The 26,718-nt window shown below is 56.1% G+C and carries 28 protein-coding genes; 16 read left to right on the forward strand and 12 right to left on the reverse strand.

All coding sequences use genetic code 11. The features are described from left to right. Positions 1-22: 22 nt before the first annotated feature. The gene (locus tag ACR0C3_RS04725) at positions 23-1,390 is read right to left on the reverse strand and encodes a sensor histidine kinase (RefSeq protein WP_480757405.1); all 1,368 of its coding nucleotides are present in this window, start codon (positions 1,388-1,390) and stop codon (positions 23-25) included. Beyond that, positions 1,387-2,055, reverse strand: a complete 669-nt coding sequence (locus ACR0C3_RS04730) for a response regulator transcription factor (RefSeq protein ID WP_480757406.1) — start codon at positions 2,053-2,055, stop codon at positions 1,387-1,389. The genes ACR0C3_RS04725 and ACR0C3_RS04730 overlap by 4 nt, the downstream gene beginning before the upstream one ends. A gap of 139 nt (positions 2,056-2,194) precedes the next feature. Between ACR0C3_RS04730 and ACR0C3_RS04735 the strand changes: the two genes are divergently transcribed. The 5 genes from ACR0C3_RS04735 to ACR0C3_RS04755 all read left to right on the forward strand — a co-directional run bounded on the left by ACR0C3_RS04735 (position 2,195) and on the right by ACR0C3_RS04755 (position 7,835). Continuing rightward, the gene (locus ACR0C3_RS04735) at positions 2,195-3,283 is read left to right on the forward strand and encodes a tricarboxylate transporter (RefSeq protein ID WP_480757408.1); all 1,089 of its coding nucleotides are present in this window, start codon (positions 2,195-2,197) and stop codon (positions 3,281-3,283) included. A 79-nt stretch (positions 3,284-3,362) separates the two neighbouring features. Next, entirely contained in the window at positions 3,363-5,393 is a 2,031-nt protein-coding gene (locus ACR0C3_RS04740; protein WP_480757410.1) for a tripartite tricarboxylate transporter permease, read from the forward strand. Positions 5,394-5,481: 88 nt separating this feature from the next. Continuing rightward, a complete protein-coding gene (locus ACR0C3_RS04745) occupies positions 5,482-6,570 on the forward strand; it encodes a 4-oxalomesaconate tautomerase (RefSeq protein WP_480757412.1) in 1,089 nt (362 codons plus the stop codon). 51 nt (positions 6,571-6,621) lie between these two features. Next, entirely contained in the window at positions 6,622-6,840 is a 219-nt protein-coding gene (locus tag ACR0C3_RS04750; RefSeq protein WP_170659842.1) for a hypothetical protein, read from the forward strand. Positions 6,841-6,854: 14 nt separating this feature from the next. Next, positions 6,855-7,835: a D-2-hydroxyacid dehydrogenase family protein gene (locus ACR0C3_RS04755; RefSeq protein ID WP_480757413.1), complete on the forward strand. Its 981-nt coding sequence runs from the start codon at positions 6,855-6,857 to the stop codon at positions 7,833-7,835. Here ACR0C3_RS04755 and ACR0C3_RS04760 read toward each other — a convergent pair. After that, the gene (locus ACR0C3_RS04760) at positions 7,804-8,868 is read right to left on the reverse strand and encodes an AbrB family transcriptional regulator (RefSeq protein ID WP_480757415.1); all 1,065 of its coding nucleotides are present in this window, start codon (positions 8,866-8,868) and stop codon (positions 7,804-7,806) included. The genes ACR0C3_RS04755 and ACR0C3_RS04760 overlap by 32 nt on opposite strands. 78 nt (positions 8,869-8,946) lie before the next feature. On the opposite strand from ACR0C3_RS04760, the gene ACR0C3_RS04765 reads away from it, so the two are divergent. From ACR0C3_RS04765 to ACR0C3_RS04785, 5 genes are all read left to right on the forward strand, one after another. Continuing rightward, the gene (locus tag ACR0C3_RS04765; RefSeq protein ID WP_480757417.1) at positions 8,947-9,627 is read left to right on the forward strand and encodes a GntR family transcriptional regulator; all 681 of its coding nucleotides are present in this window, start codon (positions 8,947-8,949) and stop codon (positions 9,625-9,627) included. Positions 9,628-9,638: 11 nt separating this feature from the next. Further along, a complete protein-coding gene (tcuA, locus tag ACR0C3_RS04770; RefSeq protein WP_480757419.1) occupies positions 9,639-11,033 on the forward strand; it encodes an FAD-dependent tricarballylate dehydrogenase TcuA in 1,395 nt (464 codons plus the stop codon). After that, positions 11,023-12,102 (forward strand): tricarballylate utilization 4Fe-4S protein TcuB, encoded by a 1,080-nt coding sequence (gene tcuB / locus ACR0C3_RS04775; protein ID WP_480757421.1) that lies wholly within the window; start codon positions 11,023-11,025, stop codon positions 12,100-12,102. The genes tcuA and tcuB overlap by 11 nt, the downstream gene beginning before the upstream one ends. A 520-nt stretch (positions 12,103-12,622) precedes the next feature. Then, entirely contained in the window at positions 12,623-14,095 is a 1,473-nt protein-coding gene (gene nhaC, locus ACR0C3_RS04780; RefSeq protein ID WP_480757423.1) for a Na+/H+ antiporter NhaC, read from the forward strand. A 72-nt stretch (positions 14,096-14,167) separates the two neighbouring features. Next, positions 14,168-15,184 carry a GlxA family transcriptional regulator gene (locus ACR0C3_RS04785; protein WP_480757424.1) on the forward strand — a complete coding sequence of 339 codons (1,017 nt, stop codon included), beginning with the start codon at positions 14,168-14,170 and terminating at the stop codon, positions 15,182-15,184. 211 nt (positions 15,185-15,395) lie between these two features. Here the strand turns inward: ACR0C3_RS04785 and ACR0C3_RS04790 are convergent, their stop codons facing one another. The 3 genes from ACR0C3_RS04790 to ACR0C3_RS04800 all read right to left on the reverse strand — a co-directional run bounded on the left by ACR0C3_RS04790 (position 15,396) and on the right by ACR0C3_RS04800 (position 16,938). After that, positions 15,396-15,551: a hypothetical protein gene (locus ACR0C3_RS04790; RefSeq protein WP_480757426.1), complete on the reverse strand. Its 156-nt coding sequence runs from the start codon at positions 15,549-15,551 to the stop codon at positions 15,396-15,398. Then, entirely contained in the window at positions 15,521-15,910 is a 390-nt protein-coding gene (locus tag ACR0C3_RS04795) for a GNAT family N-acetyltransferase (RefSeq protein ID WP_480757675.1), read from the reverse strand. Before ACR0C3_RS04795 ends, ACR0C3_RS04790 begins: the two co-directional genes overlap by 31 nt. A 197-nt stretch (positions 15,911-16,107) precedes the next feature. Beyond that, positions 16,108-16,938 carry an AraC family transcriptional regulator gene (locus ACR0C3_RS04800; RefSeq protein WP_480757428.1) on the reverse strand — a complete coding sequence of 277 codons (831 nt, stop codon included), beginning with the start codon at positions 16,936-16,938 and terminating at the stop codon, positions 16,108-16,110. 68 nt (positions 16,939-17,006) lie between these two features. On the opposite strand from ACR0C3_RS04800, the gene ACR0C3_RS04805 reads away from it, so the two are divergent. The 5 genes from ACR0C3_RS04805 (at position 17,007) to ACR0C3_RS04825 (ending at position 19,919) form a co-directional block, all read left to right on the forward strand. Next, positions 17,007-18,227 (forward strand): MFS transporter, encoded by a 1,221-nt coding sequence (locus ACR0C3_RS04805; protein ID WP_480757429.1) that lies wholly within the window; start codon positions 17,007-17,009, stop codon positions 18,225-18,227. Positions 18,228-18,330: 103 nt separating this feature from the next. Next, positions 18,331-18,747 (forward strand): VOC family protein, encoded by a 417-nt coding sequence (locus tag ACR0C3_RS04810; RefSeq protein ID WP_480757431.1) that lies wholly within the window; start codon positions 18,331-18,333, stop codon positions 18,745-18,747. Positions 18,748-19,123: 376 nt separating this feature from the next. Then, on the forward strand, positions 19,124-19,546 hold the full coding sequence (locus tag ACR0C3_RS04815) for a DUF2087 domain-containing protein (RefSeq protein WP_480757667.1): 423 nt from the start codon (positions 19,124-19,126) through the stop codon (positions 19,544-19,546). After that, complete coding sequence (locus ACR0C3_RS04820) at positions 19,539-19,727, forward strand: GFA family protein (RefSeq protein ID WP_480757432.1); 189 nt, start codon at positions 19,539-19,541, stop codon at positions 19,725-19,727. The genes ACR0C3_RS04815 and ACR0C3_RS04820 overlap by 8 nt, the downstream gene beginning before the upstream one ends. 39 nt (positions 19,728-19,766) lie before the next feature. Beyond that, positions 19,767-19,919, forward strand: a complete 153-nt coding sequence (locus ACR0C3_RS04825) for a GFA family protein (protein ID WP_480757434.1) — start codon at positions 19,767-19,769, stop codon at positions 19,917-19,919. A gap of 80 nt (positions 19,920-19,999) precedes the next feature. Here ACR0C3_RS04825 and ACR0C3_RS04830 read toward each other — a convergent pair whose 3' ends face one another. Next, positions 20,000-21,328: an MATE family efflux transporter gene (locus tag ACR0C3_RS04830; protein ID WP_480757436.1), complete on the reverse strand. Its 1,329-nt coding sequence runs from the start codon at positions 21,326-21,328 to the stop codon at positions 20,000-20,002. A gap of 256 nt (positions 21,329-21,584) precedes the next feature. Next, the gene (locus ACR0C3_RS04835) at positions 21,585-22,349 is read right to left on the reverse strand and encodes an MmyB family transcriptional regulator (protein WP_480757438.1); all 765 of its coding nucleotides are present in this window, start codon (positions 22,347-22,349) and stop codon (positions 21,585-21,587) included. Between the two features lie 105 nt (positions 22,350-22,454). Between ACR0C3_RS04835 and ACR0C3_RS04840 the strand changes: the two genes are divergently transcribed. Further along, on the forward strand, positions 22,455-22,883 hold the full coding sequence (locus tag ACR0C3_RS04840) for a hypothetical protein (RefSeq protein ID WP_480757439.1): 429 nt from the start codon (positions 22,455-22,457) through the stop codon (positions 22,881-22,883). Positions 22,884-22,932: 49 nt separating this feature from the next. On the opposite strand, the gene ACR0C3_RS04845 is transcribed toward ACR0C3_RS04840, so the two are convergent. The 4 genes from ACR0C3_RS04845 to ACR0C3_RS04860 are packed head-to-tail and all read right to left on the reverse strand — an operon-like array spanning position 22,933 to position 26,682. Continuing rightward, positions 22,933-23,706 carry a heme ABC transporter ATP-binding protein gene (locus ACR0C3_RS04845; protein WP_480757441.1) on the reverse strand — a complete coding sequence of 258 codons (774 nt, stop codon included), beginning with the start codon at positions 23,704-23,706 and terminating at the stop codon, positions 22,933-22,935. Between the two features lie 2 nt (positions 23,707-23,708). Further along, positions 23,709-24,782: a FecCD family ABC transporter permease gene (locus ACR0C3_RS04850; RefSeq protein WP_480757442.1), complete on the reverse strand. Its 1,074-nt coding sequence runs from the start codon at positions 24,780-24,782 to the stop codon at positions 23,709-23,711. Beyond that, positions 24,779-25,630, reverse strand: a complete 852-nt coding sequence (locus ACR0C3_RS04855; RefSeq protein WP_480757444.1) for a heme/hemin ABC transporter substrate-binding protein — start codon at positions 25,628-25,630, stop codon at positions 24,779-24,781. Before ACR0C3_RS04855 ends, ACR0C3_RS04850 begins: the two co-directional genes overlap by 4 nt. After that, a complete protein-coding gene (locus ACR0C3_RS04860; RefSeq protein WP_480757445.1) occupies positions 25,630-26,682 on the reverse strand; it encodes a hemin-degrading factor in 1,053 nt (350 codons plus the stop codon). The genes ACR0C3_RS04855 and ACR0C3_RS04860 overlap by 1 nt, the downstream gene beginning before the upstream one ends. Between the last annotated feature and the right edge of the window lie 36 nt (positions 26,683-26,718).

Consider the following 26,718-nt stretch of genomic DNA (forward strand, 5'->3'; position numbering starts at 1 on the left):
TCCGAGCAGAACTAGAAACAGCTTACAGGGCTATGGGGAGCTTAAGCGTAATGCTTGCTCCTCTATCGACTTGGTTGATTTCGACTATTCCTCCATGCCTCTGCGCCACTGCCGAGACGATGGATAACCCTAGTCCGCTGCCCTCGGAATGTTCTAACTGAGAAAATCGATTGAATGCTACTTCGCTTTGGTTTGGCGAAAGGCCAGCCCCGTCATCGGCCACCGTTAGCTCAACGTGTTTGCCCTCACACTGCAGCACAACTGAGATTTGGCTCAACTTTGGGCCACCGTGTTTGATTGCGTTGTCCAACAGGTTCTTTAGAGCTTCAATTAGAAAGATACGGTCGCCGAGTACCGCGACCACCGTCTCAGGCATCGTGACATCAAATTCGATACCCTTTGCGAGGATGTGAACGCCCATCTCCGCGCAGGCCTCTTCCACGACCGAGCGGAAGTCAATTTTACCCATTTGGTCTTGGTGCGTCGGTTGCCTAAGCCTCTCAAGTGACAACAGCTGTTCTGCCACTGTTGCTGAGTTTTTTGCCGCCGCCACAAGCTCTGAGATGCGTTTTTCTTGGTCGTCAGCTGTTTTCGCATCCTGCAGCGCTTCGGCCATTGACTGCACGGCCGCCGCCGGATTCCGCAGTTGATGCGCAGCTTCGGAAATAAACACTTGATGGGCGTTGATACTGTTTTCCACCTGTCCAAACAGCCGGTTCAGGGTTCTGACAACTCCTTGAACTTCGATGGGGACAGGGCGCTTGATCTCACTGAGGTCATCTGGTGAACGCAAGTCAATAGCGTCCTGCAAATCCAACAAGGGCCTAAGACCACGCGCGACGCCAAACCATACCACGATGGCGAGGGTGGCCAGCAGAATTCCCATGAGAATTCCTGCGCGGATTGACAGTTCATTCGCGAAAGCGTTGCGGTCCGCCATACGTTGCCAAACCGTAACTGTCGCATCTCCGACTAGATTTTCTATGGTCACGCGTTCCGTCATCTTGAGAACACGAACTGGTTCTTGGCGGTAGAGCGCTTCGAAAAACTGCGGCTTGTACACCTCTTGAGTGGACGGGTTGGTGGCTGCCGGTGGGTAGGCATAGCCGGTCACATAGATGCCACCGGGTCCCGTTACGTGGTAAAAAATCTCTCCGCCCGACGCGTCACGGATCATGCTGCGTGTCGTTGGTGACAGCGCGTCACCTCCCGAAATCGCAACATCTCGCGAAATTGCGAGGCCAGCAGATAATAGGCTGTCGTCGAATAATTCCTGAGCCGTTTTCTGCGCAATCATAAAACGCCAAAGACCAAGCAGAGCAGCAATTAGCACCAAGGGGGTTAGGATAAGAATGAAAAGTCTTAACCTGAGCGAGCCGTGATTGATCACTTCTGCACCTCAAGCAGATATCCCAGACCACGAGCTGTCTTAATTCTAATACCGAGATCGTGAAGACGTTTTCTCAGCCGAGACACATGAGGCTCTACGGCCGAGGCCTCGACATCGGCACCCACGCCATAGACGCAATCTGTAAGTTGGCTTTTGGGAACAATTCTGCCCCTGCGCTCTAACAGGCATTCAAGCACCGCGATTTCCCGCCGCGGAATATCCATAACTTCGCCCTGCACACTCACCTGACGGGCAGCGCGGTCGAATTCCAGGCCACCAATGCTCTCCTTTGCTCCGTAGTCGAGATCTTTGCGTCGAGAAAGCGCCCGGATGCGTGCTTCCAACTCGTCCATCTCGAACGGCTTAACCAGGTAATCATCGGCGCCCATATCCAACCCCGAAACCCGGTCGCTTGTTTCGGCACGTGCCGTCAGCAAGATCACTGGTACGCCGTCACCGCGATTGCGAAGGGATTTCAGGATCTCCAACCCTGACTGTCCGGGCAAATTGATATCGAGAACAACCAAGTCGGCACCCTCTTGCGCAAGATACAAGTCAGCCTCGTCGCCATCCGTAAGCACTTCTGCCGCATGACCGCGGTCACGCAGACGATAAGCAATAGCGTTGGCGAGGGTCTCGTTGTCTTCTACGATGACGATCCGCATCGAGTCTCCTGCAAGTTTCGCGCAAGGTTGGCGCTCCATGATTGCCAGATGGGAGGGGGAATCAACCCCACAGTTCTATTTGCGATCACGGTGGCGCAGAGGGCGCTAGCGTGGTTGTCTGGTCAACAGGGAGGAACCAATGACCATTTCCAACTTCACCCGTCGCGCCGTCGTGGGGCTGATCGCCGCCGCCGGTATCGCCGCACCTGCCGCTGCCGAGGTCGATTTCTCGGGCAAGACAGTTGAATGGGTTATCCCGTTCTCGGAAACAGGCGGGTCTGCCAAATGGGCCAACTTCTTTGCGCCGCTTCTTTCCGAAGCACTGCCAGGTCAGCCGACTGTTGTTGTGAAATTCATGCCCGGCGCCGGATCGACTAAAGGCGCAAACTGGTTCCAAGAGCAGAGCCATGATGACGGAACGCTGCTGTTTGGCACCTCCGGTTCAACTCAATTTCCCTATCTGCTGAGCGATCCACGCGTGCGCTATGAATACAACGACTGGATCCCGGTTATGGCGTCGGGCACTGGTGGTGTTGCCTATCTGAACGCCGAGGATGGCGCCAAGTTTGATGGCTCCGCTAATGCGCTGAAAGACACCAACTTCATCTACGGTTCGCAGGGCGCGACACGTCTTGACCTTGTGCCGCTGCTGGCATGGCAAATGCTGGGTATGAACGTCGAGCCTGTCTTTGGCATCAAAGGCCGTGGCGATGGTCGTCTGATGTTCGAGCGCGGCGAAGCCAACATCGATTATCAGACCTCGTCCGGTTACCTGGGTGGTTCGGCCCCGCTGGTTGAATCCGGTCAGGCTGTGCCGATGATGACCTGGGGTGCTCTGGATGCAGATGGCAATATCGTCCGTGACCCGACCTTCCCGGACATCCCGACATTCAAGGAAGTATGCGAAGCCACCGATGGCTGTGAAACCAGCGGTGAGGCGTGGGATGCGTGGAAAGCGTTCTTTGTAGCCGGTTTCCCGGTTCAAAAGTTGGCCTTCCTGCCGGGCGATACACCTCAGGAAGTGGTCGACGCATACACCTCAGCGTTCCAAGCTGTGACCGAGCGGGGCGACTTTGCCGAAATCTCCTCGAAGCGCGTGGGCAAATACCCGGTGTTCGTCGGTGACGGCTCCAAGTCGGCGCTGCAAACCGCAACAAATGTCGACGACAACGCCAAAGCCTACGTTCTGAACTGGCTCAAAGAAGCCTATGGTGTCGAGCTGAACTAAACCCAGACACCATCGCGCGTGCCCCAATGTCGGGCGCGCGCTTTTCCAAACACAAGACAATTTATGAAAGGCGGCCGCTATGGAGGTTTTCGCCACAGCTCTTCCTGCGCTCAGTGATGCGTGGGGTCTGATCCTGCAACCTATTGTTCTGGGTTATCTTATTCTCGGTGTCGTCATGGGACTGGCCGTAGGCGTCTTTCCTGGGCTTGGCGGTATCGCTGGTCTGTCTTTGTTGCTGCCTTTCATGTTCGGCATGGACCCCATCCTTGGGTTGGCGCTGATGATCGGGATGGTTGCTGTTGTTCCGACCTCTGACACATTCGCGTCAGTTCTTATGGGCATTCCCGGCAGTTCCGCCTCGCAGGCGACTGTGCTGGATGGCTTCCCGATGGCGAAAAAGGGCGAGGCCGCGCGTGCATTGTCAGCGGCCTTTGCGTCATCGCTGTTTGGCGGATTAGTCGGCGCAACTTTTCTGACCATGTTCATCCTGATCGCGCGGCCGATCGTTCTGGCATTCGGCCTGCCCGAGATGCTGATGATCACCATTCTTGGTCTTTCCATGGTCGCCATTCTCGCCGGACGTATCCCGCTAAAAGGCGTTGCCGCCGCTGGGCTGGGCCTGATGGTTGGCACGATTGGCGAGGCGGATGCAGGCGGCTCGCTTCGTATGGCCACTTATGACATTCCTTACCTGACCGACGGTCTGAAATTGGTCATCGTCGGCTTGGGCATCTTTGCGGTGCCGGAAATCGTCTCGCTGCTGCGTCAAGACCGATCTATTGCCAAGGGCGCTTCGCTCGGAGCTGGTTGGTTTGATGGCGTCAAAGACTGGGCTGCGAACATTTGGTTGTCGGTCCGCTGTTCGATTATTGGCGTGGTTGTCGGTGTCATTCCCGGCCTTGGGGGTTCGGTTGTTGACTGGATCGCTTATGGCCACTCTGTTCAATCGACCAAAGACAAAAGCAACTTCGGCAAGGGCGAAGTGCGTGGCGTCATCGGGCCGGAAAGCTCGAACAACGCCAAGGAGGGCGGGGGGCTGGTCCCGACGCTGCTGTTTGGCATCCCCGGTTCGGGTTCGATGGCGATCTTTATCGGCGCAGTTGCGCTGTTGGGATCCGGCGATATCGAGGTTGGTCCGAGCATGCTCAAGGATAATCTCGACATCACCTATTCGATTGTCTGGTTGCTGGCACTTGCCAACGTGGTGGGCACCATCCTGTGTATCGCTGCCTCGGGTGGCATCGCCAAACTAACGACGATCCGCTTCACCTATCTGGCGCCGTTTCTGTTCATGCTGATCAGCTTTGCGGCATTCCAATCCGGTCAGAATTTCGAAGACCTTTTGGCCCTGTTTGTCATCGGCCTGATCGGCATCTTCCTGCGCCGTTTCGACTGGTCACGCCCGGCCTTCCTGATTGGATTCGTGTTGTCCAACCCGGTTGAGAAGTTCACCAACCAGGCGTTCCAGATTGCCTCTTTCCGCTTCCGCAAAAGCTTTGGCGAAGGCATGGAGTACGTCTTCAGCCCGATCGTCATCGTCCTGATCGTGGTCACCGTGGTTTCGGTTATACTTGGCATTCGTCAAGCCAAGATGATCATGGCCGAGGGTGAGGTTAAATCCGGCAGCAAGCGCGCGCCGCTGATCTTCCTGCTGGTGATCATGGCCTATCTGATCGTGGCTTTGATCAATGCCAACATGATCCCTGACTACAACATGACCGACAAGATCATCCCGCTGGTGATCGGCAGCGTGTCGCTGTTTTGCTGCGTCATCCTGTTGATCCAGATGATGCGGCGACCCGAGGGGGATGCGATCTTTGCTGACAAGGAACTCGCCGGCGAGGATGCAAGCGCGCCGCATGCGCTTTGGTCAACGCTCGCGTGGTTTGCAGGTCTGATCGCGGCCACTTGGGTTGTGGGATTCATCCTGGCGTTGATCGGGTTCCTGATCGCATTCTTCCGCATTCGCGCCGGGTCCAGCTGGCAGATGACGCTGCTCCTGACGGCCTGCGGCATCGGTTTCATGTGCTTCATGGCTGGCGCTCTGAACCGGGATTTTCCGCCAGGTCTGCTGCAAGACATGGTGAACCTGCCATGGCCGCTCAAGTAGGCGCTCCATGTTTGCCTGGCCTGCCGATCTGGCAGGCCGGGCGGCACTGAAATCAGAAATTTCAACGGTTTGTAAAGGAGGGTTCGCAATGACCCAGACAGCAATCCCATATGTTTTCATGCGCGGCGGCACTTCCCGAGGGCCTTATTTTCGACGCCCTGATCTGCCTGAAGATAGGGATAAGTTGGCTGATGTTCTGGTCGCTGCCCTCGGGGCTGGACAAGCGCTCAATATCGACGGGATCGGTGGCGGTAACGCGGTGACAACCAAGGTGGCGATGCTGTCAGTCAGCGAGGACGACTGGGCCGATATCGACTATTTCTTCGCGCAGGTCTCTGTTAATGAGAAACTGGTCGATTTCAAACCCACCTGCGGAAACATCCTCTCAGGAGTTGGTCCCGCTGCGATCGAAATGGGATTGTTTCAGCCCAACGGCGATGAGACCGAAATCCGCATTCGCGCCGTCAATACAGGCGCCCGCGTCGTTGCCAAAGTGCAGACCCCGGGCGGCGAGTTGGTCTATGAGGGTGACGCGGAAATCGCCGGAGTTCCCGGCCATTCTGCACCGGTGAAACTGAGTTTCATGGGCGTTGTGGGCTCGGCAACAGGTGCATTTCTGCCCACTGGAAATTTGCGTGATACAGTGCAGGGGATCGAGCTGACGTGCATGGATGTCGCTATGCCGATGGCTATAGCACGGGCGGCCGATTTCGGACTGACAGGCTATGAAAGCGCCGAAGAGCTGGATGCCAACCGTGCTTTCTTTGATCGGATGGAGGCCGTACGGATCGAAGCCGGGGAACTGATGGGTATGGGGGACGTATCGAAATCGGTAACTCCCAAATTCGGGCTGATGGCACCCGCCAGAGAGGGTGGAACCCTTGCGGTTCGGTACTTCATGCCGTGGAAAACCCACCCAACAATGGCCGTTACGGGTGCGCAATGCATGGCGTCTTGCGCTTTGACGCCCGGAACCGTCGCAGACGGGTTACTTGATCGCCCGGATTCAAGCCCGGCTGACGTTGTGTTGGAGCACGCCTCAGGCAAGATTGACGTTCTGGTGGACTTCTCGAACGACGAGGAGTTCAACGTGAATGCCGCCGGTCTGGTGAGAACAGCGCGCAAATTGGCGGATGGGCATGTTTATGTACCGGAATCTGTGTGGAACAGCAGTTGAAAAGGCGGATCTCAAAAGGTATACTATGGTATACATAAAGAGGATGTTCCGATGGATGACTATTCTGAATGCCTTGGTATCGCGCGTCAGGAACTCAGGCTGGCGCAGTCGGCTCTGCGGAGGGACATTGCGGACTACCCGACACCGATTGCCGGATGTGATGAGCAATTCAACCATTTGCTGGATCAGCGCGAACGTGTTCGCAACGCGTTAGAAGCGCTCGACACACGTCATTTTGTGCCGACACCAAGAAAACTAAGTACCGAGTAGGGTAGAGATAGTCGATGAAAGTTCACATTCTGGATGATTGGTTTGACACTCTGCAGGGCCTGCCCTGTTTTGAGAAGCTTTCTGGCCATGACGTGAAGGTCTGGACAGACCATGTCGAGGATGTCAGCGAATTGGCTGAACGCTTGCAGGAGGCTGAGGCGCTGGTGCTGTTTCGCGAACGCACCAAGATCACCCGCGATTTGGTTGAAAAACTCCCAAACTTGAAATTGATCAGTCAGCGCAGCGTGTATCCGCATGTTGATGTGCAGGCATGCTTGGATAACGGAGTGCTGCTGTGTTCGAACATGCATGGCGGGACGCCCTCATACGCCGCAGCCGAACTGACATGGGCGCTGATCATGGCTGGGATGCGCGATTTGCCTGCGCAGATGGCCTCGGTCAAAGCCGGGCATTGGCAGGCCGGGGTTGGCAAGTCTCTGAGAGGGCGGCAGCTGGGACTGTATGGATATGGTCGCATCGCCCGCGCCGTTGCTGGCTATGCCGAGGCATTCGGGATGAATGTGGTCTGGTGGTCTTCCGACGAAGGCCGGGCACGGGCGCAGGCGGACGGCGTGCAGATCGCTGCAAGCCGCGAAGCGTTCTTTGCCAACAGCGATGTTGTCTCGGTCCATGTTCGCCTGAAACCAAACACACACGGCATCATCACAGCGTCGGATTTCTCGCAGATGCAACCGGGAGCGTTGTTTGTGAACACTTCCCGGGCCGGGCTGATCGCTCCGGGTGCTTTGTTGGATGCGCTGAACGCCAGTCGCCAGGTCAAGGCCGCAATTGATGTGTTTGATACAGAGCCGCTCACCGACCCGAATGACCCTTTGCTATCGCACCCAAACCTGATCGCGACCCCGCATATCGGCTTTGTGACTGAGGACGAATTCGACCTGCAATTCGCAGATATTTTCGATCAGGTGAACGCCTATGCTGAAGGCGCTCCCATTCACATGATCAACCCCGAGGTTTGGACCAGCGCAGGATAAGATTGGCCGCTATGGGCGCGCCGATGATCACCAGCACGATCCTTGTCAGATGGTGGGTGATTACAAAGCCTAGATCCGCGCCCGAAACGATAGCTAGCACCGTCATCTCAGCCTGCCCGCCGGGGGCAAAGGCCAAGAAAGCCTCGACCGGTTGACCGAAGCCCAACGTGGTGACAACGGCGGTGAAAGCGGCAGCAAGGATGGCAAGGACAATGACATAGGCGAAGCCCGCTGCAACCACCCGGCGAAGTTCGACCCAAGTGACGCCCACGAACTTCACGCCGATTCCGCAACCGATAAAGAACTGCGCTGCAAGGATGGCCTCGCGCGGTGGTCGTGTATGAATGAAGTCCCCCAGCGACAGGGCGGCTGTCAGGATCATTGGGCCGAGGATAGATGCCCCGAACAGGCCGATCCGCTCACCGCCTTTCCAGCCTATAAGGGCGGCCAGCACCATCAGCGCCAATTCATGTATTGGGAGGTCACGCGCAGGCTCTCCGATTGGGTTGGTGAGTTGAGCATCATAGAACACCGTCAGAAATAGCGGGGCCAGCGTCACGATTATCAGTACGCGCGTACCATGGATCAGGGAAAGTGTACGCGGGTTGGCGCCTGCTTCGGCTCCAAAGATGATCATGTCCTGCAATCCGCCAGGCATGGCGGCGTAAAACGCGGTCGTGGAGTCAAACCCCCAGATCTTGCGAAAGAAGGGCACGCCTACCAGTGCGATCAGCAGGATGAAGAACGGGACCAGTGCAATAGACGCGGCCATCTTCGGCAGCTCGGCGAAAAGGGCAGGGGTAATCGAAGCCCCAACTGCAACGCCGAGTATGGTGCGCGCTGCAACCGAGACCTGACCAAAACCTTCCATAGGGGCATGCGCCAGGGCAGCGATCAGACACGCGCTCATTGGCCCGAACAGAAAGGGCAGCGGCAGGTTTAACGCCCAAAATACTCCGGTGCCCAGTAGTGCAAGGACCAGTGTTACGGCCCGCTTTGTCAGGAGAGAAGGTGTTTTGTTTTGGATGGGCAAAGCGCGGCTTCCGACAATATTGACTCGCTATGTATCCAAATGTATACAACTGGACGCAAGAAGACAAGTGAGCGTTCGATGGCCATTCAAGACGACCCCTTACAGCCTGGTCCACAAGGCAATTCAGCGTATCAACGCCTGCTGGATGAGATTCGGGATGGCACACTTTTGCCTGGCGAACGCCTGCGCGAGATTGAGTTGTCGGAACGACTAGGCGTCAGCCGCACCCCTGTGCGCGAGGCTATCCGGCAGTTAGAGGCCGACGGGCTAGTCACTCATGTGCCCCGGCAGGGCGCAACCGTACGCAGCCTTGATTACGCCGAAGTAATGGAACTCTATGAAATGCGCGCGGTTCTCGAGGGAACTGCTGCCCGTTTAGCCGCGCGTGCAGCGTCGGATATCGAGTTAGACGAGCTGAGCGTTTTGAATGATCGCTTGGCTGAGGCTGGCACCGGCTCGGAAGCGGCTCGGATCAACCGGATTTTTCACGCCACACTTTTGGACGCAGCCAAGAACCGGTTTCTTGCCAAGTCTATGCTTTCTTTGCAAAAAGCGCTGTTGATCCTTGGGCCGTCGCAATTGCTGGACGGTGATCGGGCCGAGACAGCAGTGGCAGAGCATAAGCGCGTCATGGCTGCCTTAAAGGCCCGCGATGGCGCAGCGGCTGAAACAGAAATGCGTGCGCATATTCAGGCCGCACAACGGATGCGTATTCGGGCGTTGCAAGAGCGCGACCGGACAACCGACGAAAATCAATAGGTAGACAGGATATGGCCACCCAAAAGGAAGCTTATGATATCGCTGTGATCGGCGGTGGGAACGCAGCCCTTTGCGCCGCGATGACCGCTGCCGAGGCAGGCGCCCGTGTTCTGATCCTCGAGACGGCGCCAAAACCCTATCGTGGTGGAAACTCCCGCCATACGCGCAATTTTCGTTGTATGCATGGCGCTCCTCTCGGCCCGCTGATCGAAGAATACAGTGAAGATGAGTATCTTGAAGATCTGCTAGTGGTCACTGGCGGCAAAACCGACGAACATCTTGCTCGCCTCGCGATCCGAAACTCCGAGGAATGCCTGCCGTGGATGGAAGAACACGGGGTGCGGTTCCAACCCTCTCTGTCCGGGACATTGTCACTGGCGCGGACCAACGCCTTCTTCATGGGGGGCGGGAAGTCTCTGGTAAACGCATATTACCGAACTGCTACTGGTTTGGGTGTCGATGTTCTGTACGAAGCTGCTGTCACGCATCTGGAGCTGAATGGTGATCGGATCGAGTGGGTCGACTACACCTATGAGGGCCAGTCTCATCGCATCACGCCCAAGGCGGTCATCGTTGCCTCGGGTGGGTTTCAGGCCGACACGGATTGGCTGACCCGTGCATGGGGTGAACCTGCCAAGAATTTCTTGATCCGGGGCACACCCTATAACCGTGGCGTGGTTCTGTCTGATCTGTTGGATCAAGGTGTCGACAGCGTCGGCGATCCGACCCAGTGCCACGCCGTCGCCATTGACGGGCGCGCGCCGAAGTTTGACGGCGGTATTGTCACCCGCCTGGACTGCGTGCCGTTTTCAGTTGTCGTGAACAAGAATGCCGAGCGGTTTTATGACGAGGGCGAAGACGTTTGGCCCAAGCGCTATGCGATTTGGGGGCGTCTGGTGGCTGCGCAGCCGGATCAAGTTGGCTATGTGATCATCGATGCGAAGTCGCTGAACCTGTTTATGCCCTCGGTCTTTCCACCGCTAAAGGCGGACACCCTGGAAGAACTGGCTGGAATGATGGATCTGCCTGCCGACAAGTTGAAAGCGACGGTTGCTGAATTCAACGAAGCATGCGGCGATACCGGTGGATTTCATCCGACCGAGTTGGACGGTGTCACGACTTCGGGTCTGACGCCGCCCAAGACGAACTGGGCGCGTCCGATCACCGAGCCGCCCTTTTATGGCTACTCGCTGCGCACCGGCGTGACCTTCACCTATCTGGGTCTGAAGGTCGACGACACAGCGCAGTGCTCGACGTCCAGCGGCAAGATCAAAAACCTTTGGGCCGCTGGCGAAACCATGGCCGGGTCGATCTTGGGGCAAGGTTACTTGGCCGGGTTCGGCATGACTATCGGAACCGTTTTTGGACGCATCGCAGGACGTGAGGCCGCCGCTTATGCAAACTGAACTAATTCAAGAAGCCCGCCGTCAGGCCGAGATTTGCAATGCCTGCCGGTATTGCGAGGGCTACTGCTCAGTCTTTCCATCCCTGCATGCGGAACGCGCGTTTTCCGACGGAGACATAACGCAACTCGCCAACCTCTGCCACAACTGCCGAGGCTGCTACTATGCCTGTCAGTACACAGCTCCGCACGAGTTTGACTTGAACCTGCCGAAAGCTCTGGCCGAAGTGCGGCGGGACAGTTGGGAAAGCTTCGCCTGGCCGCAGCCTCTGGCGCGTCGGTTTCACACTCACGGCGGGGCTATTGCCTTGGCACTGGTAATTGGATTTGCCCTGTTGTTCCGGGCAATTCGCGCCATTGGATCAAGCGGAGGAGAGGGGTTCTATGCCGTCCTGTCCCACAATGCGATGGTCGCAATCTTTGCGCCGGCATTCTTGTTACCACTCTTTAGCGTGGCTATCAGCCTAAGGCGCTATTGGGCGGAAGTCGGTGGCAAACCCCTCCAATTGTCTGATTTGATGGCCGCCTTCAAACGCGCCGGCAAGATGCAGGATCTGGCTGCTGGGCATGGTGAGGGATGCAACTTTGAAGATGAAGATCGGTTCAGCCAGGGGCGCCGTCACATTCACCACGCTATTATGTACGGCTTCCTGCTATGCTTTGCGTCGACCTCGGTGGCGACGGTTATGCACTACGGGTTCGGGTTGCACGCGCCTTACGGGTTCTGGTCCCTGCCAAAACTCTTCGGCGTTTCCGGAGGTATCCTGCTGACATTGGGATGCGGAGCAATGGTTCTGCTCAAGCAGAAATCTGATCGAGAGCTTGGCGACCCGTCTGCTTGGGGTGGTGACATCGGTTTCATCCTGCTGCTCGGTTTTGTCGGCCTGAGCGGACTGGTCCTTTACGCCCTTGGTTCAACGCCTCTGATGCCTGCGCTGCTTGCCATCCACCTTGGATCGGTTCTGACCTTCTTCCTGCTAATGCCCTACACCAAGATGGCTCATGGCTTCTATCGGCTCGCGGCGTTGATCAGAGACGCGCAGCGGAAGAGAGAAATGTCAGTTGCTTCCTAGTAAATAACCAATTCCAAGGGAGTAGAAGAAGTCGAACTTGAAGCGTATTTTGAAGCCAATCTAAGCGTTGCTCCACTACTCAGCGTGGCGGTCAAAGTACGGAATGGGTCCCTTTCTATGATTGATAGCATAGGCACGAAAGGCAGCTTTTTCCGCAGACGGGATGTCCGACTGTGGTAGATTTCGCATTGCAGCGAACGGCAGGTTCGACGGGCCTTGACGCAGAAATGTTTGCCGACGGTCAATGACTGGTATGGGCCTTGACCAACAGAACCACTCCAACTCGAGCAAAACTTGTTAGATGCTCCAAAATTGGAAGCGAGATGGCCTAAACGCAGGTAATTTGTTTGGCGTGATCGCAATTGTCGGTCGTCAGTTCATTTGAAGACGCTGAAATCCGCCGCCCGAATGTCGCAAATTCTAACAAGATGTACGCTCTGACCGACAGCCTCACATCGCCAAACTTGGTTTCTTCCGCAGATCAACAAGGTTCTGAACCAATCTGAAGGAGGAGACCCATATGCCTGGGAATGAAGATAACATACGGCAGCCCGGCTTGCTGCTGGCGCTCGCGCCAATAGTGCTGACCCTGTGTGTGCTTGGGTTGCAACTATTCTATTTCGGTGACTTTACCCCGCATATCCCGTTGGCATTCGGGATCGCGATCACCGGCATTGTTGGCCTCATGTTGGGTCACAAATGGCCCAGTATCGAAGAGGGCGTTTTCCACGTTATCAATATCTCACTGCCTTCCGTTTCGATTCTGATCACAGTGGGAATGATCATCGGCGTGTGGATCGCAAGCGGAACTGTGCCAACGCTGATCTACTATGGTCTCAAGATTTTGTCGCCTGAACTTTTCCTCGCCGCTGGAATGGTCCTTTGCTCCATTGTCTCCGTTTCGTTGGGCACTTCGTGGGGAACGACAGGAACTGTCGGTTTAGCGCTGATGGGGATCGGTGCGGGGTTCGGAATTCCAATGTATTGGACAGCGGGAGCAGTCGTCTCCGGAGCATTCTTTGGAGACAAGATCTCACCTCTATCGGACACGACGAACTTGGCACCAGCCGTGACAGGAACCAATCTGTTCGATCACATTCGGAATATGCTTCCAACCACCGTTCCTTCGATGCTGATTGCGCTGGTGATTTATTTTGTCGTTGGCTTCACTCTGATCGACACGTCCGAGGTATCGTTTGACCGCATTCATGCAATCACGACGGCACTGGATGACGCGTTCTGGATTTCGCCGATCATGCTGTTTCCAGCCGTTCTGGTCATCGTGCTGGCAGTCATGAAACAACCTCCGATCCCGTCACTGTTTGCAGGCGCCGTTGCGGGCGGCATCATGGCTATCTTCTGTCAGGGGGCTGGATTGCATGAGACGTTCACCTTTGCCAATAGCGGCTATTCGATCGATACTGGGGTTCCGGAGATCGATCCCCTGCTAAACCGCGGAGGTATTCAGTCGATGATGTGGACGATTTCACTGGTGCTGCTGGCTTTGGGGTTTGGTGGAGCGCTTGAACGCGTCGGTTGCCTTCAGGCGATCATCAAAGTTGTCATCTCGAAGGTGAAAACGTTTGCCGGCATTCAAACCTCGGCCATCCTAACATCTGTGGCGACCAACACCGTTGCAGGTGACCCCTATCTGTCAATTGCACTGCCTGGACGGATGTATGCACCGGTCTATCGCGCGATGGGCTATTCCCCACTGAACCTGTCCCGGGCGGTCGAGGAAGGCGGAACACTGGTGTCCCCTCTAATCCCGTGGAATGCAGGTGGTGCGTTTGTCATCACGGCGCTTGGTTTGGGTATCGCAGACGGCAATTTCGAAAACCTGTTGTATATTCCGCTTGCATTCGCTTGTTGGCTGTCACCGGTCATCGGTATCTTCTATGCCATGACAGGGCTCTTTTCGCCTAAAGCAAGCGAAGATGAAGTCCGCTCCTGGGAGGAAAGCGGCGAACCTGTTGCACAGATGAGTGCGTAATCTTTCTGCACCAACACCAAATGAGGTGTTGGTGCCCTTCATCCGCCTTGGTCGATACTGGGAGGAGAGCATATGGACCCGAGAAACTTTGTCCCAAAGGGCGCGGCCAGCTATCGCATTGACTATGATGGGCCGGCCAAGGAAATCTATTTTCTGCTGCTGCCAAAGCTGACAATGCTGGCCTTTAGCGCCGCAGTGGAACCTCTGAGGATCGCTAATCAGGTCACAAACAAAGAACTGTATAGATGGTTTCTGATCACTGAAGATGGAAATCCGGTCTCTTGTTCGAATGGGGTTGAAATTAAACCGGATTTTGCGTTGCACAATCTACCGCGATCATCGCGGCTGTTTGTCTGCTCGGGTATTGAACCGGCAGAAAGTACGAACCCTAAGGTCCTGTCGTGGATCCGCCGACAAAGAACCTTTGGATGTAATCTGGGTGGTATTTGCACAGGGGCTTTCGCCCTTGCCAAGGCTGGAGTTCTGTCAGGCAGAAGGTTCACATTGCATTGGGAAAACCACCCTGCTTTCATCGAACATTTTGATGACTTAGAGCCATCGTCAAACCTGTATGAGATCGACAATGAACTCATGACGTGCGGCGGAGGAAATGCTGCAACCGACATGATGTTGGACACTATCGAATCCGATTTCGGAAATGACCTGGCGATCATCGTTTCGGACATGTGCATCCACTTTCGGTCCAACAATAGTAAAACGCTCCAGAAATCAGCCTTTTCGGTTGCTCTGGGTAGTCGCAACCAGTTCCTGATCAACGCTATGCAGATCATGCAAGAAAACCTGGAAGAGCCTCTAGATATCTCTGAAATAGCCGAAGCCGTGCAGATATCTCGTCGCCAGTTAGAACGTCTCTTCCAAAAGTACGTCGAAACTTCGCCTGTCCAGTTCTATGTCGAACTGCGCGTTTCCAGAGCCTACGCCTTGCTCAGTGAAACCGAGATGGCGGTCGCGGAAATCGCGGCAGCCACAGGTTTTAGCAGCGCGACGCAACTTACTGCACGATTCAAGAAACGCTACGGCGAAGCGCCGACTTCATTCAGAAGGGGGTGGTCTGAAAGGCGTGAATAATTTGCGTCTTAACAGTAGTATTTTGAGGCATCTGAACGTACCCCACCACTTTCTTAGCAGCTAACCAAGGCCCATTTTGGGAACGCTGCACGTTCAGTGGGCAAATGTCTGCAATTGGCCGCGAGTTCCGGTCGACGCAGTGTCAGCGGGTTCGATGCTGCGCTGGCTCCGAGGTCCGGAAGGAGCCCAAGCCGGACGTGCCGAATTCGCTTCAACCGACTTTCTTGGAGTACATGTGCGAATTCGTTGTTGAAAGGTCAGGTGATAATTCGAAACCTGCCTTTTCAAGCACTCGAGCGCTTGCCGGATTTTCAACGCTGACACCGCCCAGCAGCCTTACCGAGCCGTCCTTTTCTGCCGCTGACACCAACCCTTGGACGAGTTCTGTCGCGACCCCTGACCCCAAGTTGCTTCACTGAGCAAATAGCCAATATGAAGTTCTGGCGCTTGCGCTTCAGCGGGGTCGGACGCCAAAATCAACAGTCCGACCAATTCGGAACTGCGCCTCCAGTCGACAAGAAAAACGTCGCTTTCCTCCGCGCGTTCGTCCACCCAGGAAGCAATGTCATCATCTCTGCTCAGGTGCAGAGGTGATGGAAGATGCTCAAACACGCGGCGTGACAGTATCGCGGACAAAGCAATCTCCAGCCCTCGGCGCGCCTCCCGGTCTTCCAATGTCGATTGCCAACTGTGAATCGAAAGCCTTTCAGTGAGGAACGGATCCATGTGTCAGGTACCAGCGTTTGAACTGAAGATGTCTTGAAGATACCGGATCACGGTGAAAAGTCGAAAGTCCGTTTCGTCCACATTGCGGTTATTCAGCGAAAACCAGATTGCGCGGGCGCAGCGAATGGCAGGTTCGACGGGCCGCAACGCAGTATTGCTTTTGGTGGCTTGATATCCCCTTTGGGAGGATCGCCCAGTCAATTTGGAACAACAAATCGGTTTTTCAAAACTTCTCTCGGACTTATGCCAAGCGTTTGTCGGAACATGTAGCTGAACGCGCTCGTTGACTCGTATCCCATGTCGAACGCCACCGAAGTTACACTTGCACCCGATGCAAGAAGCGAGACAGCATGAAGGACCCTTACGTGCCGCAACCATTTTGACGGTGGCATGCCCGTTTCTGCAATGAAAAGTCGTTCAATGGTCTTTCGACTTGCGGGCACATCTGACAACCAAGCCATTACTGAGCGGACGCTGCCTGGGTCATCAAGGGCAGTTTGCGCAATTCCCTGCAGTCGTGCGTCTTTCGGCAAAGCCAGAGTGAGCGGTACGTCTTTCGCAGCGAGCAGCTCGTGTCTGAGAAGGGTGTGCAGCGCTGCGTTATGATCGGTCGTGCGTGTATTTGTGGTCTCTGGCATCGCGGCAACAAACAGCGCATCAAGAAGCGGGGTCATAGCGACGACCCGGCAGGCTTGACCAAGCCTCACCGCCTCATCCCAATTGACATCCACGTAGTGCATGACGTTGTTCGAACCGTAGCGCATCCAGTGCTGTTGGTCGGGGGGGATCCAAATCGCCATGGCCGGGCTTAGGAGCAGAACTCGGTCAGGTGTGCCCACATACATTGAGCCCGCAGCTGCGGAGATGAGTTGGCCAAAATCGTGACAATGCCAGTCGTAGCTTTCGCCTGACGCTGGCTTGATTGTCTCCCCTAGATATCTGGGGCGAACAGCTTGTTTTGTTAAGCCTTCGGACAATGACGATTCCTCGATGGTAATAGCCTTGCTTTCGACAGACAGACATATCACCGCTAGCTAGGTATTACCAATTCGTTGGGCATTGGGTCCGATGTGTCGCTCTGAAAGAGAAAGCTACCATGACAAACCGAACCCTAATGGCCTGGTTCGCCGTGGGCCACTTCGCGAACGACTGGCCAATCGCAGCCCTGTGGCTGATCGTTCCCGCTGCTGGCCTTTCAATGCACCTTTCGCCTGCCGAGGTCGGCTTGCTTTTCACGCTGTCCACCATTGGCGGTGCTTTGGTGTACGTGCCTGCAGGTCTGGTGGCGGACCATGTCTCCAACCGAGGTTGCCTTCTCGTCAGCACCTTCTTTTGGGTCGCTATCGGCTACGCGATTGCGTCACTGGCTTCGGGGTTTTGGAGCCTGGCCGTACTTTTGGCGATTGCTGGGATGGGAAATGCGGCCTGGCATCCGATTGCAACTGGTGTGTTGACGAGCGCCAACAGGAATACTCGCGCCCGTGCCTTGGGTATACATGCGGTTGGCGGTTCGCTCGCTGAAGTCTTGGCTCCACTCTCCGCCGGTTTGGTTCTATCGACGGTCGATTGGCGTGGTGCTCTGGTCGTTTCGGTACTGCCGACTGTTTTCGTCGGTCTTTGCTTTCTTAGGGTGGCTGAAGCAGTCCCTGCCGTCAAAAATCCGCGTGTGAACCGACAAGACATTTCGGAGCTGATGCAGACATGGCGGAGCCGAAGCGGGTTACGCCTCGTCGCGACAGTTTCACTCTACAACATGGTACTGATCGGATTGTTGAGCATGATACCGTTCTATCTGGCGACAGCTCACGGTTTTGCATCAGGAACCATCGGGATCGCCTTCGCGGCTATCGTCTTAAGTGGTTCACTGGCTCAGCCGTGGGTTGGATCAATTTCCGACAGGATTGGCCGCTTGCCGGTACTTGCAACCGGAAATGGGTTTGCGGCCTTTGCAATTGGCACACTGATGTTCGATCCTCCGTTCTGGATCATGATCGCCCTGATGACGCTTGGGGTTGCGTCGTTGGACGCAGTTCGGCCGGTGATCCTTGCGGCGGCTGTTGATCATTCGGATCGAAGTGAAGGCACCACGTTGGGTTTTGCGTTCGCGATACTGGATGGCGTAGGCGCGTTTGGAGCGGTGCTAGCTGGAGTGGCGGCAGGTTTTTCATGGGGTGTCATGTTTGGCCTCGGCGCCGCCCTCGCAGTTACTGTAACTTTACTAAGCGTTGGGGCCTGCGTAGGTCAAAGCGATACAGCAATCCCACTTTGGTGCCCCGACAAGAGGAAAACGCTTGATGATCGAAGAAGCCAAAGCTGAGCATGCGCGGCGATACTGGTTTCTCTAGGCAAAAGTTGGGGATCGCAAAGGGTATTTAGACGGATTTCGGTTAGAAAAAACAACCTTTTAAGGAAGCTAGACAATGATCGCATACATTACTGTTGGTGCCGACGACTTAGGGCTTGCGGAACGCTTCTATTCCGCATTCCTGCCGGATCTTGGATATCAGCTGGAGTACTATCACGGTGATCTGAGCTATGCGCTACCTGAGAAACCAGGACGAACACCAAACCTACCTGAGTTCTACGTCAAATCCCCCTTCAATGGGTCGCAGGCTTCGGCTGGAAACGGGACAATGATTGCGTTTGAGGCACGCAATCAACAACAGGTTCGCGACCTTCATTCCGCCGCTGTTGAGGCCGGGGGGTCCGACGAGGGCGCACCCGGCTTCCGAGAGTATTACGGACCAAACTTCTTTGTCGGATATCTACGCGACCCTCAGGGCAACAAGATCGCATTATTCTCAAGCGATCCGAGCGAACCGGGGCGGGATGGATGACAGCAAAAGCAATGACGCAATGGCCATCAGAATGCAGCCTTGGCTAAAGTCGCAAAGATTGTTATGCCTCGTTCACGGTCGGCAGACACCGAGGCGTCGCTGCTCCTTTTGGAGAGCTAAACCTGCCAAAAAGAACAAACGGCATCGCACCCATTCACTCAAGATGAGAGCGCCGTTTCGTCAAGCCAGCGACCGACGATCCAGCACTGGCGCTCGAATTGGATGACCCATGCCTAAAATCCCTTTGCCGTTGTACACGGATGACCTGACTGGCTTTGTACGCTCCCTGTCCCAACAGTTGGGCGACGCAAGCCCATCGCACCTAGTGCTCATGAACATCGCTGCGCGTGCCGCGGGCTTTCAAAACCTACAACATATGCGCTCGGTTCACGCGGCTGGGAAAAGACTTGTCCGCTCAACTGACGAGCCGCCTTTTGATGCCCGAGCTGTAGAGCGTGCCGTGCATCAATTCGATGCTGTAGGTCGCCTCATTCGGTGGCCGTCCAAACGCAAAGTGCAGACGCTTGCTCTCTGGGCGCTTTGGGCGAGACTGCCTGCGGCAAAGCCTATGCAAGAACGTGAGGTAAATGGACGCCTTACCCTGGACCACCTCTTCGAAGATCCCGCAATACTTCGCCGAACAATGGTTTCTTGCGGTCTTCTCACCCGCCGTGCCGATGGAACAGACTACCGACGCATCGAACAGGAACCGCCAGCGGAGGCAAAAGCTCTGATTAAAGCTCTAAGCCTGCGACGTCGGACAAACTCGAAAAATGCGAAGGAGGTGGGCCATGTATAAGGGTTCATGTCTCTGCAGCGCCGTGCGGATCGAAGTGGACGGTCACCTACCGCAGCCCACTGCTTGCCACTGCCAGCAATGCCGTAAGCATTCTGGTCACTACGAAGCCTCAATCGACATTCCCCGGAAGGCGCTTCGGGTAGAAGGAGAAGGCGCAGTGCGATGGTTCCATTCATCCTAGAAGGTCCGGCGGGGTTTCCGCGGCACGTGTGGGTCAACATTGTTCTGGGATCCGATCCACCATGACTGGACGGTTGTTGCCATGGGCACATTCGACGGACCAACGAACACCTCGCTCTCGCTGCATGTCTTTGTGTCAGAGAAAGGTGACTACTACGAAATCGATGATGGACTGCCACAGAACGAACGTTAGCTCGGGCTATCGTTTCTTTTAGAGGACAGGAGCGGAAACTGCTCGCGGTTAAGTTTCTCTTATCGACCGGCCCCCAAAATTCAGGGCCGTGTCAGCGCCCAGAACCGCAAGGGCAGGGCGATAGCTGCTACCACCAGTCCAAGAGTATAGCCGATCCAGACACCTACCGCTCCGAGGTCGAAAAGGAATCCCAGTGCATAGCTAGCCGGCAAGGCAAGTGGCCAATAGGCCGTCAGAGTAATGATCGTCGGCAGGTTCATGTCCGACATTCCCCTTAGTGCGCCCAACGCGGTTCCCTGAACGCCATCCGCAACCTGCAGCAGTGCCACGATAAAAAACAACGTGACCGCGAGGTCAATGACGGCCGGGTCATCCGACATGCTTTCCGCCATCAACCGGCCCGCAGCAATGAAGACGATGGCGGCAATCGCCTGCCAGAGCGTGACCATCGCAAAGGACGCCTTCATGATCGGTCTGAGCCTTTCCTGACTACCTGCGCCGACTGCAAGACCCACACGGATCGAGGCCGCACCCGCCATGCCCAGCGGGATCATATAGGCCAGCCCCGCAAGCGCGTTGACGATTTGGTGGGCGGCTAGCGCCTCGGCCCCCAACCAGCCCATCATCAGGCCCACTACGGCGTAGGCTCCGCCTTCACCCGCATAGCCAAGACAGAGCGGCAGGGCGTCTTTGGCCTGTGACCAGACGTCCGCCCATGCAACGGTCACCCGCTGACGAAAGGCGGCCAGCCCAGGCGCGCGTATCAACACATAGATCCCGGCAACCAGCGACGTACATTGCGAGAGTATGCTGGCCAGACCAGCGCCCAGAATTCCAAGATCAAGGATGTGAATGAAGGCATAGTTAGCGGGTACGTTGAAGAGGACGCCCAAATAAGACAGCGCCACGGCCGTCCAGGGCCGTCCAACGGCGTCGAACAGAGCCTTCAGGCCAAAGAACAGAGTGAAAGGCACGATCCAAATCGCCATCGACATCCAGTACGGGAACAAGATCGTCAGAACCTCCTTCGGTTGACCCAAAGGCCCCAGCAACGGATAGAGCGCGATCATCACCAACGCCGCGCCGCCGCCGCCCAGAAGGCACAGCAACAGCCCGCTGCGCAACGCCAGCGCAACCCGCGCGGCATCGCCTGCGCCTTCGGCTTGACTGATCTGTACGGAAATTGCCGTGATCACGCCCCAAAGAGCGGAAATCAAGATGATCAGAACGGCCGTGGTCACACCAGCCGCCGCCAGCGGGACCGTACCGAGCGGAGAAATCATCGCCGTATCTACGACTCCGATCAAAAGCGCCGCGGCCAGCCCGACCATCAGCGGAACGGCCAACCGGATCAGCGGTGTAAATTCAGCGCGGGTGGGCGCCTGCGAAATCAGGATTTGGTCTGTCATGGGTCACTTGCCGGACAAGGTCCGGCGAAAAAGTCGCGGTAAAGAGCTTTAGGCTCAGAATGAGAGAGGGCTGCTCAGCCCTGCGACGGGAACACCATGAAATTGGTCCTTTTAGGGACTAGGTAACAGGTAAGGTTCTAGGGGAAGAATTGTTCTACGTCCAGATCGCTTTTGCAGGGCGGTTTGTCGAATCTTGCTGGCTTTGGGAATGAGTGGGGATCATCGGGATACGGTATGGCTCTGTTCAAACCATCATTTAACTGGCAGCCAATTGGGCAAGGTCACACAGAAATTTAGCACTTTGGTCGTCGGCCGGAAAAAACAGCTCAATCTTCAAATCGTCCAGCGTGACGTCCGCGACTGTGCTGAATTGCGCAATGGTTCCAAACATGGAAAGCCTCTGACCACCAAAGCGGTATATCGTAGAAATTGTCGGCCCGATCGCCGCATCACTGCGGGCGTGCCCTTGTTGTGACAGAGCGCGCGCCGCGGTGTCCAGTGCGGGTATGCCGCCTGCGTTGGCGCTTTCTGCGCGCAGCCGCAACGTCGTGTGATGCGCGACCTCGGGCCAGTTTTCGACAAGCTCAGGCATCACCGGACTGGTCAGCAGGTCCAGCAGGCTTTGCCCCTCGCCGATTCCCATTGGCTTGAAAAGCCTTTGTGCTCCGCTATTGAGCATCACAACATTCCAGAGCCGGTCCAGTACCATTCCTGGGTAAGGGGCATGCTGCCGAAGTGTCCATTCGACTGCAGCTCGGATGGGTGACATCGCCGCGTCATCAATCGGCGTTGTCGCAAAACGCGGCGCGAAGCCTTCGGCGCGCATCATCTGATTTCGGGTTTCGACCGGAAGGTTCATGACTTCGGACAGATGAAGGATCATATCTAGGCTGGGTCGGGACCGCCCAGTTTCAAGAAATGAGATATGGCGCGCGCTGACCTCAGCTTCGACCGCAAGGTCCAACTGGCTCATCCTGCGTCGCTTTCGCCATTCTTTCAGCATACCGGGATAGGGTGTCATGACCTGAGTTTAGCAAGGGTCCGAACAGAATTCACTTACCTCTGAGGTAGTTGATTTGGACTCGCCGCAAGTCGCATGAAGAGCATATACCGAAAGGAGAATGTCATGACCCAACAACAGTCAGCAATGCGAATTTCAGGTGGTGTTCTTGTTGCAACCGGGGTGCTTTTTGCTCTGGCCGCACTACCGTTTCTGCACCCCGTCGCGCATATCTTTCTGCAAGTCGCGTATTGGCCAATTCACGCCGTTCCCTCGGAACTGACGGTTCCAGTGCCTTTACTGCTGGTTATCACCGGTGGCCTGACGGTTGGTCTAGGAGGAATGCAATGGGCGCTGGGCACATACGTTGCCCCACTATCGGCGGTGGCTGCGACCAAGACTGCTCAGATTGCGGCATGGTCCTGGTTTTGCGTCGACAGCTCAGGCTCGATTTTGGTCGGGGCGCCCCTCAACGTCTTACTAAACCTGTCCTTTCTGGTCCTGATCCTGTTGTCTTGCCGTGCCAGCTCGGCAAGCAAACACGCGACAACCTGACGTGAAGTGGAATTCACTGGGTTGGAAAAGTACGGAAGGACTATCCTATTCAGATCATCGCCTGCGGCAAAACAAATGGCATCCCGCCCGTAGGTATCGTGTTGATCGGCAAGTCGATACTGTAAACCTGTTGCATCGTCTCATTGTTGAGAACGTCGGACACAGTACCTGATGACCAGACTTTCCCTTCGCTCAGAATGCAAACTCTGTCGGCGAACAAAGCTGTCAGGTTCAGATCGTGCATAACCACGACAACACCACCGCCTTGGGCCGCGAAGTCCCGCGCGATGCGCAAAACGATGAACTGATGTGCGATGTCCAGGCTTGCAACGGGTTCATCCAGCAACAACCAGCGCGGCTGATCCAGATCTTTGGTGTCCCAGACTTGCGTCAGAACTCGCGCCATCTGAACGCGTTGCTGCTCACCGCCAGATAGGTTCTGGTAGGACCGCGTTTCGAAGCCTCCGAGGTCAACTTGCATCAATGCGCGCGAAGGCAGTGTGTCATTGTCGGCGGCTAAGCCATTTGCCTGCCCAAGCCTGACGACTTCGTGCACAGAGAAGGGGAAGGCCACGGTTGTTGACTGAGGAAGAACGCCTCGTATGGCAGCCAATTCCCAAGGCTTTAGTGCCGTGATGTCGTGGCCGTTTAATGTGATCCTGCCGGAGCTTTGGATTTCTCCCGACAGTGCTTTCAGCAAGGTCGATTTACCGGATCCATTCGGGCCGATGATGGCCGTGACTTGCCCGGGCTCTGCTTTAAAATCCACGCCTTTCAGGATCTCTTTGCTTCCGATGCGGACGCTTATGTTTTCAGCTTTCATACTTACATTCCCATTGAGCCATGGCGTCGAAGCAGGATCCAGAAAAACAACGGCGCGCCAAGGATTGCGGTCACGATCCCAATTGGTAGCTCCGCCGGAGCAACGATCACGCGGCTGATCATATCTGTGCACAACAACAGTGTGGCCCCCAGCAGAGCTGAATTCATCAGCAAGCGATGGTGGTCTGGTCCAGTGCTGAGGCGCAACAGATGCGGCACCACGATTCCGATAAAGCCTATGCCACCCGACACGGCAACGGCGGCACCAGTTGCCCCAGCGACCGTCAGGATCGCGAGGTTTTTGCTTCGCTGGACTGGAATACCCATGTGATGGGCAATGGCCTCACCCATCGCCATACTGTTCAAGGCACGGGCAAGAAACTGTGTGCAGATAATTGCAGCCAGAATAATCGGAGCAGCCGTTGCAACCTTGATCCACGTCGCTCCAGCCAGCGAGCCCATGCCCCAGAAGGTGAGGTCTCTGAGTTGCTGATCGTCAGCCATGTAGATCATCAAACCAGATACCGCTCCGGCCAAAGCCGCCAGTGCAATGCCTGCAAGCAGCATTGTGGCGACCGATGTTTGCCCTTGACGAGTTGACACGCGATAAAGGATCAGAACCGAGGCCCATCCCCCCAGAAAGGCCGCAAAGGCAACCAGTCCGTCGCCTACCCAGGCGAGGACCGTGCGAGGCAGGAGGCCACCAAAGACGATGGCTGTTATCGCGCCCAACCCAGCACCCGCGCTCACGCCGACAATGCCAGGATCGGCCAGCGGATTGCGGAACAGCCCTTGCATCACCACGCCCGAGACTGCCAGCGCCGCTCCAACAAGTATGCCCATCGCCAGACGGGGCAGGCGGATGTCCCACAGAATGATCCGGTTCAGATCCGACAACTCGCGCCCCTGAAGTAAATCCAATACTGCAATCGCTAGCGAGGCGTCAGACGCTCCGACCGAGACGCTGAACACACTTGTTACGGTCAGGACGGCAATTAGAGACAGCGTCACGCGCTTGGCCCTGATCCTTCGCGCGTCGGCACGCACCGGCGGGCCATGGTCCAACGCCAGCGTCATGATCCGCTCGCGTTTTGCAGCGCCGCCGATAGGTCCAAAATTGCATCCGCTGTACGCGGGCCAAAGCCCAGAAGATACGCACCCGGCATACGGATCAGGGCTTTTTTCTGCCCTGCCGGGGTCAGTTGGATCGCGGGCATTGCAAAAAGGTCTTCGTCTGCAGTTGCGTGATTTCCACGCCGCTCCATCATCAGGATCACGTCGGGCGCGGTGACTGCCAATGCTTCAGGCGTCATGGTTTTGAAGCCATCGACGCCTGCCGCAGCGTTTTCACCGCCCGCCATTCTGATAATGCTATCGGCCTGAGTTTTGCCCCCACCGACGGTAATTTCCCCATCCTGGGCCGAAAGGATGAACAAAACACTCAATGGGTCCGCACCTGCGGCGATCGAGGCACTCTCTTGCGCCTGATCCAGTTGTTGCGCTGCGCTTGCAGCCAACTCTTCGGCTTCGGCCTCAGCACCCAAAGCGGCGCCCACCGCACGGATTTTTTCCACTATCCCTTCGCGAGAAAACTCATCACCGATGGTGACAAATTCCACACCGGCTTCTTGCAGTACCGAAATGGCATCTGGCGGTCCGGAGCCTTCCAATGCCAGGATCAGGTCGGGCGCGACGGACAGCACGCCTTCTGGCGAAAGAGCGCGCCGATAGCCCACATCCGGCAAATCCATCGCATCAGCCGGGTAAGTTGAGGTCCGATCTCGGCCTACAAGTCGGTCCTGCTGCCCGAGAGCATAAATGATCTCGGTGATTGAACTGCCGATCGCGATCACGCGTTTTTCCTCGGCTTGCAGTGCGGTGGCCGAGAGAAAAGCAGCGGTACAGAAATAGAGAAGCCGTCGCACTACACTATCTCTTTTTTAACTTCGTCGGATAGCCCGGCGACCAAAGCATCCCAAGCGGGGCGGTGATCGGTCTCGCCAGCGCAACGACCGAATATCTGGAAAATCAAACCACCCTCGGCATCAAACACTTCAACAGAAACAGCCGGTCCGCGCTGGGTGGGTTTGTTGACGGCCCAGACCTCGGCAATATGATCGGTGCGCAGATGCAGGTTGAAATCCGGGTCCAGCACGTTCAACCAAGGCCCCATCTGTTTCAGGGTTTTGACTGGGCCACCATGGATTTCAATGCAACCGCGATTGCCGACAAAGATCATGACCTCAAGTCCTTGGTCGCGCACCTGTTCGAACATTTGCGGAATTGTGTCTGGGTCAAGCGCCCGAACCAGAGGCGCACCGGCTATACGATAGGCCCCCAACCGGTTCATCTTGAGCTTGGACGTCAAGCGCAGGAACTGATGCGTATCCGTCATCTTGGCCCACTCGGTGCGCAGGATTTCAGCCTTGTCCGGATTGGCCTTAGGTGCCTCAGCTGGCTTACGCTGCTCGACAGTCATCATCTGGGATTGATCGTCCGCGGCCAGCGTCTGGACCAGATGTGCCCAGTGATCCAGATCCGAGCCGTCCCGCAGAAAAATCTTGTGAACCGCATCTCCGGCCGCATCAAATACTTGAATCGAGCGGCGTGTTCCGGAATTCGTTTCACGCTCGACCGCGAAGGTATGAACCCAATGGTTGGGGAACATGCGCAGGTCAATCTCTTGGCACAGGACCATCGCTGCATGGGCGCCGGGATGATAGTTGTCGTATTGCCCGACTTTCTCGATTACGCAGGACGGGTTGCGAGTCAGCGCCATGACCTCTCCCAACCCGTTCAACTGGCCAAAAAGCGCATCCATGTCTGATCTCAGCCTTGTTGTGCCGTACCCAGCGAAGGCCGCCACCAGCTGCCCTTCGGACAAACCAAGTGATTCCGCCAGATCGCGATCACGTTTGCCAGCCTTCTCTGCATAGGCGGCACGAATATCCTGAGGGGCCGTAAGCACCTGTTCCATAGTGGATTTCCCATCTTCGAGTGGTTCTGTGAGGCG

This window comes from Ruegeria sp. CK3, from assembly GCF_056536565.1.